Here is an 8699-nt window from a genome sequence, read left to right on the forward strand (position 1 = left end):
GGTCTAACGGCATCAATATATATAATACCCGCAAGAAGCAGGACAAGAAAAATGATATATATTTTGATGGTTTTGTTCACTATTTAATAGACTGTATTGTTTTTTCTAATAATATTTTTTCTTTGTTGAAAGTTTCCTCATCAATATTAAATTCGCCATACCAAGTGTAATTGTACAAGTACGAAAAATGATTGAAATCTTGTTTTAGTTTCTCAGATTTTATTTCATACAAGTAGTCAGAATTTGTTTTTTCTGGATTCCAATCGATAATATTTTGCTCAGACATTTTTTTGAGCAACCATAAATAATAATATCTTATGGCTAGTCTTTTATCGCCTGTTTTTATGGTTTCTTTTATTAATTTTTCGAAATCAATGTGTTTTAAATTACGTTCAATATCTTCGTGAGAAATCACTTTTTTTGTGGTCGATTTCCCGAAAATCCATTGTCCTTCTTTATTTAAAATCAGTTTTGCAATAATATATATCACATAAACTATGATAAGTATCGCGATAGTTTTTAAAGTAATATTTACAGCATTTGAAGAAACGCCATCGGATAGACCAAATAATTTTCTGAACCAATATGCCAACCATTCTTTAAACCTGTCCCAAATTCCTTTTTCGGCAACTTTTACTTCATATTGAAATTCATCTGATTGGTATTTTGTTTTAAACTTCAAATCGAATTTTTGAAGCACAATATCAGTATCATCAATTTTATTATCCTTCGGATTGTATACAATAGAATCCTTATTGGCTAGAGCCAAAGAATCCTGCGCACTTATAGAAATGCTGAAGAATACTAAAAAAAGGATGAGTAATTTATTCACTGTCAGTTCCTATAAGGTCTATAGCGTTTGTTGAGGTATTGCCTTCAGCGTTTTCAATATGGCTATAATAAATCATACCTTGATTAATTAAAATTAAATTATTCAAGATGAAACTAACGATTGTAGAGATCACCATAATTATTGACATCATTACCGAAATTGCTGAAAATTTATCTCCAGTTCCAGAATTTGGATCTGAAATAGTCGAAAACATACTAGCCATTCCAAAAATATAAGGAATCATAGTAAAAATGGTATTTACAATTTGAATGATAATATACATAATTGCAGTTGTACCAACTATTGGCCAAAATTGTTGTTTTATGGTGTCAAATCCATCACCAATAGCGCTAAAAAAACCTTGGTCGGAATTCATATAATAATAAAAACTTAAATGTATCCAACTCATTATTGCGGGAAGCATGATAAAAATTAATGGAATTCCAATTATTATAAAACAGAGCAAAACTAATACTACAAATACAATGGTTAGTATTGGAAAAATGATAAAAATAGATCCGATAGCAAATTTTAGAATTTTAGCAATTTTGGTTCTTAATTTGTTTAAAATGTCTTTTGTAGTAAAGTCGGTTCCTTTGTGTTGGTCATATAAATCCAGATAAACGATAGGAAAGGCAAACTGAATTATCGACATAATTAGGATTAATATGACAGCAAAAGACACCACAGCAATCATTAGTCCAATATTGTTGTCAAAATAATTTCCAAAAGTATCTTGAGGAGCATTTATTCCGCCTGACATAGATGATGAAATAAAATCAAAATAAACTTTAGTAAAAAAATAAATAAACACAGTAACTAGTAGCAAAAAACCACCATTGATGGTGAAATAATTTTTGAAATAATGCTTTCCTAATATTTTAAAAAACTGGAAAGTATCGTTTATGTAATCATTAAAATTTCTTTCTTTAAATAATTGAAACATTTTTTTTAATTTTTTTATTAATAATAAATGGGTAAATAAGATAATAAAATGAGATTATAGATAGTGTTGAAAGTATAATAAACACACTTAACCAATGTGGCATATCAATAGAATATCTGGTGATAAAACCTTCTAGAAAGCCTGCGGCAATGAAAAAAGGATAAGCACTTAGATATATTTTCAAACTGTCTTTAAAACCTGTTTTAAATGAGTTTAATCTAGAAAAAGTTTTAGGAAATAGGATAGAAGCTCCTAGAATAAAACCAGCTGACGCATGAATAACAATTGCAAATATTTCGAACGCTCCATGTATCCATATTCCTCGAACGCTTTCCCAAAAAACATTTTCGTTATAAAAAAAATATTGAAAAGAACCGAGCATTATGCCAGTTTTTAATAATTCGATAAATGTTCCAATCCCCAAAAAGATTCCATAAATGAAACAGAGTGTTCCGTAATATAAATTGTTCAAAGTTATACCAATAAAACTTCCCCAATTACTTCCCGATTTATAAACAGCAACAGGATTTCCATCTTTTATATTCTCTAAAGTCATGTTTACATAATCATCGCCAAGAATTAATCTTACAAAGTCTGAATCGTACTTTGCAGATATAACGCCAATAGCAACACAACAAAAAAACAATGTGAATGCATATAGCAAATAGCGACGATATTGGTAAACTAATAATGGAATTTCAATCTTAAAAAAAGATAAAAGCCTATTTTTTTCGACTCTTTTGGTCTTATAAATCTTCTGATAAATTTGTGAAGCAAGATGATTTAAATAGACAACTGTCTTGCTTTTAGGATAATAAGTCTGAGCGTATGATAAATCGTTAATTAAATGAATATACAAACTAGCAATTTCATCTGGATTTTTTTTAGATTTACCAAAAATTGCTTGCTCGAAATCAAGCCATTTTTCTTTATTTTGTTTTATAAACGCAACTTCTCTCATCGAATGCTAAAGTAAAAAAATATGTCTGAATTAACCATAAATACTACACAAAATGTTAATATTAATTTTACAGCCGCTTCGGTTGGAGAAAGAATAGGAGCCTATTTTATCGATCTTCTCATAAAAGGGGCATATTTAATAGTTGTCGGTTTTGTGTTTTTTTATTTGTTTAATCTTGATAAAATAATGGACAGTATGGATGACTGGTCCAGAATTGCTATCATGATGTTATTGTTTTTACCATTTGCTTTTTACTCGATTGTTCTGGAAAGTATTTTTGAAGGACAAACTTTAGGAAAAAGACTCTTAAAGATAAAAGTGGTAAAAATTGATGGTTACCAAGCGTCTTTTGGAGAATATTTAATGCGCTGGTTGTTTAGAATTATCGATATTAATACAAGTAGCGGAATTATAGGTTTAGTGACTATGATAGTTTCCGAAAAATCGCAACGATTAGGAGATATGGTGGCTGGAACTGCTGTTATAACATTAAAAAATGATATTACCATAAATAGTACTATTATTGAGGATATTGGAAACGAATATGTACCAACTTATCCACTTGTTATTAAGCTTTCTGATAATGATGCTAGGATTATCAAAGAGACTTTTCAGGCTTCGTTAGCTAAAGATGATTATGAAATGATTAACAAGCTAAAGGATAAAATTGAATCCGTTACTGGAATCAAAAATCAATCAGGAAACAATAGAGATTTTATTAGAACAATATTAAAAGATTATAATTTTTATACTCAAAACATGTAGTTTTACCTATTTAAATATACCCAACCTACAAATGGTTTTGGATATTTTGGATCGTTTAGTTCTAAAACATAATAATAAGTAGATTGAGGTAATTCGCCTTTCGAAACTATATTTTTCTGATTCGAAAAACCGTTCCAATCACCAATATTATTGTCGCCTTCCCAAATTAATTTTCCCCATCGGTTGTAAATTAATAATCTAAAATTAGGAAAGCCTCTTAAATTTTTAATGATAAAAAAATCATTTATTCCGTCTCCGTTTGGCGAAAAATAGTTGTATATTATTGGAATACAGGGTTCTGTTATAAGTAAAAATTCAGTTATCGAGAAACAATGCTCATTTTCAATTCTAATATAAATAGTCTTCGGCGTAGTTAGAGCTGTGTAATTTGAGGTGTTTAGTATAGGATTTGTATTGGCATTTGCATCTGAATCGGTCTCGAAAAACGAAACAATATCTAATGCATTTTTCTTAACTAGTTGCTCATAAGTAGAAAAGTTAAAAACGCCTTTTTCATTTTCATTTGCACAGACCGTCAAATTTTGTAAGGCATTAAATTCAGGTGAAAGCCAAAGTGTTGTGTTCAGAATAAAGTTGTTATTGTTTTCATTGGTTTCTGTAACACTTGCAATTCCATTATTATCATCGACAATAAATTTTAAATCAAAAGTTGAAGGAATTGTGTTAGGGATAGTAACAGTAATTTGATAATTCTGACTTCCATCTATAGGAATATCTGCTGTTGTTTGAGCAGTTCCAACAGCTTGATTATTGGCATAAACTGTAATAAAAGTTCCAGATGGAAGAAAATTTGTGCTGTTTAAATTACTAACAGTATAATCGATAATTAAAGTCCGAGTATTGCAAGATTGAATGATATTGTCTATTCTGACTGTTGCATCAGGAAGTTGACTATTTAATTTTGTAATAATCGAGTTTATCATCACAAAATCTTGTCCTGATGTAAGCTGAATAGTGGCACTGGTGTCTCCTATATTTATATTGTTTTGAATGTTGTATATGTCTAGATCCATATTGTATAAAGACGTAGATCCTGTAATACTATTTGTTCCGTTAAACGCATTGTTTGCTGGATTTAATGGAGGGTTACTTATTAAGTTTCCATTAATACGGAGTGATTCATTTACAGCAATTCCTCGGTCTCCTTCCCAAGCAAGAAAGCCGATTTTTGCATCTACATTATCAATAACATTTAGACTGTTAAGTGTAATGTTTATGGACGTTGGTACAAATTGTAAACCATCATATACATTGAGTTGATTTAGCGGAAGTGAATTATTTTTATATACAATTGTTATTGCCCAACCGCCAAAATTTGTAGCATTACCACAATAATTTGCAATAACACTGGTTAAATCTAAATCAGAAAGGGTATAAGTGCCATTTCCTGTTGTTTGTACTTGTGAAGTAATATCTGCAAAAGCGCTAAAAAAATCTAAACCAGATGAAGTCTGAACAATATGAAATTGTCTTGAGGCAGTAATGTCGATACCATTCAGTTTGACATTAAAATCCCCAGTTCCCGATCCAGCCCAATACAGATAGGCAGCTTGAACAGTATCTCCGCTGTTTAAATTTAAAATGTCTGATGAGCTTGTGGTAATTGTACAAGGAGCGCCAGTACCATTTTCGGCAGTATTTAGTGTGTTTCCTATAAATGTAAAATCGTAGCGTCCGTTAAACTGGTTGTAAAGCGTAATGTCTTGGGACCAAGTTTTGTTAAGTCCAATTATTAAAAATAAGAGTAAAAAAAGTAGTTTTTTTATCATTAAAAATGAAATGCTTTTTTAAAGATACTATTTTTAGTATTCTATATTAAATTAATTTTAAATTATGTGATTTTTTAGTCTTTAAAAATTTTACCTGTGTAGGTTTAGGGTTATTCTTTCTCGAGGATTGTTTTTAGATTATTTAATCCCGTTTGCAATTCTTTACCTAACATTTCATCCATGTTCATCGTTACAAGCATCAAATTCATAGGGTATGGCATAGCTCCTTTGAAACCCCATTTTACTTTAGTCTGTGTTTCAGAGACTGCTTCGGTAGTCATATAGGCATTGTCAGTTGCTTCAAAAGGAACTTTAAAACGTAACTCTAAATCTAAACGTTCGCCTTCTGTAATTTTTTTAATTTCTTGCTCACCAGTACCTATTTCTTTGTTTGTACTTTCCCAACCAGCAATAAAACCAACTGTTCCATCTGTTCCAGAATGTGTTTTTTTCATGGCAGGATCTTTCTGATTCCAAGTGCTATAATTGTCTTGGTTTTTAAGATATTTCACATAATTAAAAACACTGTCTTTAGGCTGATTAATCGTAATTTCTCTTTCAACAGCGTAATTTTTAGGTAGAAAGAAGGCTACGATTAATGCGGTGGCAATTAATAGTACAATTGCTAAAAGAATTTTTTTAATAATTTTCATAATTGATTTAGTTTAGTATTAATTTTATTTTTTAGTTTTCATTGTTGATTCATAGCAATTAATCCAATCTTCAACGGTGACTTTTTGCATTAATTGGGCAATTAAATCATACGGAATGTCATCAGGTTTTTTAAACCGAATACACCCTTTTCCCATGTCCAATTTATATTTACAATGTTTAGGATATTCTGCAGTAAACCATTCTAAAAGTTTCGCATTCCCATAAACTCCCATGTGATACAAGGCAATAAAATTTTTTTGGGAAGCAATATTTGCAAATGGTAAAGGCAATTTTGGGGTGCAATGGTAACCATCAGGATAGATAGTATGTGGTACAACATATCCAATCATTCCGTAGCTCATACATTCTTGAAAACCTTTGGGTATGTTTTCTACAATGGTATTTCTAAGTTTTGTAAAAGCTAATTTTCTTTCTTCAGGAATTTCTGTTAAATATTCGGCTATATTGTTGGCTTTTGATTGCATTTTATGAATTGTTTACTATAAAGATATAAAAAAATATAAATTCATTATTTTGAATCAGTTATTTTTTAATAAACTTATAATAATATTCTGAATACTTTATGAGTGAATATTGTAATACTCGTTTAATTTAACGCAAACGGAGCACTTAATCTAAAAGCTGGTACAATTACTTTGAAATCTTTAGTTGAGGTAAAATTTATCATCTGGAAGTAACCTTTCATAGTACCAAACGGTGCACAAAGTAAACAGCCTGAACTGTATGTATGGGTTTCGCCAGGTTTGAGAACAGGTTTTTTGCCTATTACACCTTCACCATCTACAATTTCAACATGATTTAGCGCATCGTATATTTCCCAGTGACGTGTGGTGAGTTGGACAGAGTCTTTACTGTGGTTTTCAATTGTAATATGGTAGCTGAAAGCAAAATGCATTTTATGGTTTTTGAAGTATGTCCCTTCAAAAGTTGTTAGTACCGAGATTTTTATACCTCTTGTTATTTGCGTTACCATAATTCTTTAATTCTGCTTATACAAAGTTAGAAATTTTATAAATGCAAAAGTGTTATTATAGTATTAATTTTTAATTTCTAATATTAATAGAATTTGCATCACCTTTACCAATCACTCGGTCGTATCTTTCTCCGTTTTGACGATAATAAACGATTGCAGTGTATTGGTTTTCGGTTTCGTAAAAATTACCATCAATGGCCTCTTTGTTATTGATGTTTTCTTTTGAATCTAGTAAAGTATAATTGTAATTTGTAAAACCTTGTTTGATTAAAATTGCTTTTTCAAAAACACCTCTTTCAGCATTATAATCCATTTTGTTTTCGGCAGAAAGAATATAATTGTTAAACATTCCTGTTACATAAATACTGGTTTTTGCATTTGTTTCAGTTGCAAAAAGTGTGAAATAAACCCAAGCATAATCCGCTTCTACATCATTGTTTTGCGCCATTAGATTTCGAATTTTAAAATTTCCATTTACATCTGGAAAAAAAGTATAGGATTTGTTTTTTCGAGAACTATCTGTATATAAATGAGAATTATATAAGCCACTATTTGAGTCAATTTTTGCAATACTGTTTGATGCCGCTCGAATTTCTTTGTTGTCAAAATATAAATATTCGTTTCCTGCAAAAAACTGCGTTTCTGTATCGTATCTAAAAATTAAATCGTTGCCAATCGTGTATTGCGGTTTTACATTGACAATAGCATTTTCCCATTTTGCGTTTTGAAATAAAATAACTTTTATGTTTTGAACTGGGTTTTGAAACAAAATTTCTTTTGAAGTAATACTGAATTCGATGTTGTGTTTGTATTTATTATCGGCAACATTTCGGGCTCTTTTTACTTGCATAGGTACATCGACAAGCTCTTCGTAAACAATAAATTTTTTAGTAAAAACAAGTTCTTTAGCACTATTGAATACAGAAACTAAATAATTACCGCTTTTTGTTATTTGGTTGTAATTGTTAGGGAAATTGAGCCTATAATGGGAATAAATTTGCAGTGTGTTGAACGAGTTTTCGTAATCTTGGATACGCTGATTGTCGGTTCCGTTTAGATACTCATTTCTTGATAATTCTGATGGTGTCCAGTTGTAATTGTAGTGTGAGATGATATAAGTATAATCTTCTTCAGTACCAAACAAATCATCGAAACTCAACTGAAATTGTTCACCCAATCTAAAAACAGGAGTTACATTGTTTGTGTTTTGTGTGAAAGTAACCGTTTTTATATTAAAAGGAGGAACTGTTTCTGAAATGGCTTGACCAATAACAGAATTCGTAAAAAACAGTGTTACAAAAAAGAAAAATACTCTTTTTATCATGATTTTAATTTCAATGGAAGTAAATATATGATTTTTAGAACGAATATTGTGCCAGTTTATTATTTTTTGAAACAAATAGGGATGATTTCTCCTTTTGCTAAACAATATTTTTCGACTAATTCGGTAGAAATGTTGTTTGTATAATCTTCTTCAATAACTGTAAAGCCAATACTTCTTAATTTGTCAAAATAATCTCTTCCATATATACGAACGTGGTCGTATTGTCCAAATATTTTTGCTCTTTCTTTTTGATCTACTATTGAATCGTCCGAAAAAGTGGTTGCTCGAGATAAATCCTGCGGAATTTGAAGAATTGCCATTCCGTTAGGTTTCAAAACTCGAAATAATTCTTGCATGGCTTTTGTGTCATCAGGAATATGCTCTAGAACATGATTACACAAAATAATATCATATTGATTATCTTCAAAAGGCA

General features: G+C 30.1%; 10 protein-coding genes. 1 reads left to right on the forward strand and 9 read right to left on the reverse strand.

Annotated elements, in window-relative coordinates; translation table 11 throughout:
- Positions 1 to 79 precede the first annotated feature (79 nt).
- Genes ACHZC3_RS09365 through ACHZC3_RS09375 form a run of 3 tightly spaced genes read right to left on the reverse strand, consistent with a single transcriptional unit; the run spans position 80 to position 2739 of the window.
- Positions 80 to 832: a DUF4129 domain-containing protein gene (locus tag ACHZC3_RS09365; RefSeq protein WP_394759602.1), complete on the reverse strand. Its 753-nt coding sequence runs from the start codon at positions 830 to 832 to the stop codon at positions 80 to 82.
- On the reverse strand, positions 825 to 1778 hold the full coding sequence (locus ACHZC3_RS09370) for a hypothetical protein (protein WP_394759603.1): 954 nt from the start codon (positions 1776 to 1778) through the stop codon (positions 825 to 827). The genes ACHZC3_RS09365 and ACHZC3_RS09370 overlap by 8 nt, the downstream gene beginning before the upstream one ends.
- The gene (locus ACHZC3_RS09375) at positions 1762 to 2739 is read right to left on the reverse strand and encodes a stage II sporulation protein M (protein WP_394759604.1); all 978 of its coding nucleotides are present in this window, start codon (positions 2737 to 2739) and stop codon (positions 1762 to 1764) included. Before ACHZC3_RS09375 ends, ACHZC3_RS09370 begins: the two co-directional genes overlap by 17 nt.
- A gap of 21 nt (positions 2740 to 2760) precedes the next feature.
- Here ACHZC3_RS09375 and ACHZC3_RS09380 point away from each other — a divergent pair, with 21 nt between their 5' ends.
- Positions 2761 to 3504, forward strand: coding sequence for an RDD family protein (locus ACHZC3_RS09380; RefSeq protein WP_394759605.1), 744 nt, complete (start codon positions 2761 to 2763; stop codon positions 3502 to 3504).
- A 2-nt stretch (positions 3505 to 3506) separates the two neighbouring features.
- Here the strand turns inward: ACHZC3_RS09380 and ACHZC3_RS09385 are convergent, their stop codons facing one another.
- The 6 genes from ACHZC3_RS09385 to ACHZC3_RS09410 form a co-directional block, all read right to left on the reverse strand.
- Complete coding sequence (locus ACHZC3_RS09385) at positions 3507 to 5294, reverse strand: gliding motility-associated C-terminal domain-containing protein (RefSeq protein ID WP_394759606.1); 1788 nt, start codon at positions 5292 to 5294, stop codon at positions 3507 to 3509.
- A 110-nt stretch (positions 5295 to 5404) separates the two neighbouring features.
- Positions 5405 to 5947, reverse strand: coding sequence for an SRPBCC family protein (locus ACHZC3_RS09390; RefSeq protein WP_394759607.1), 543 nt, complete (start codon positions 5945 to 5947; stop codon positions 5405 to 5407).
- 24 nt (positions 5948 to 5971) lie between these two features.
- Positions 5972 to 6433, reverse strand: a complete 462-nt coding sequence (locus ACHZC3_RS09395) for a DUF1801 domain-containing protein (RefSeq protein ID WP_394759608.1) — start codon at positions 6431 to 6433, stop codon at positions 5972 to 5974.
- A 122-nt stretch (positions 6434 to 6555) separates the two neighbouring features.
- Complete coding sequence (gene apaG, locus ACHZC3_RS09400; RefSeq protein ID WP_394759609.1) at positions 6556 to 6942, reverse strand: Co2+/Mg2+ efflux protein ApaG; 387 nt, start codon at positions 6940 to 6942, stop codon at positions 6556 to 6558.
- Between the two features lie 70 nt (positions 6943 to 7012).
- Positions 7013 to 8266: a DUF5103 domain-containing protein gene (locus tag ACHZC3_RS09405; protein ID WP_394759610.1), complete on the reverse strand. Its 1254-nt coding sequence runs from the start codon at positions 8264 to 8266 to the stop codon at positions 7013 to 7015.
- A gap of 59 nt (positions 8267 to 8325) precedes the next feature.
- Positions 8326 to 8699 (reverse strand): class I SAM-dependent methyltransferase (locus tag ACHZC3_RS09410; RefSeq protein WP_394759611.1); only part of this gene is annotated, 374 nt, incomplete at its 5' end.

This window comes from Flavobacterium sp. (genome assembly GCF_043720215.1).
In the GTDB taxonomy this organism is placed as follows: Bacteria; Bacteroidota; Bacteroidia; order Flavobacteriales; family Flavobacteriaceae; genus Flavobacterium.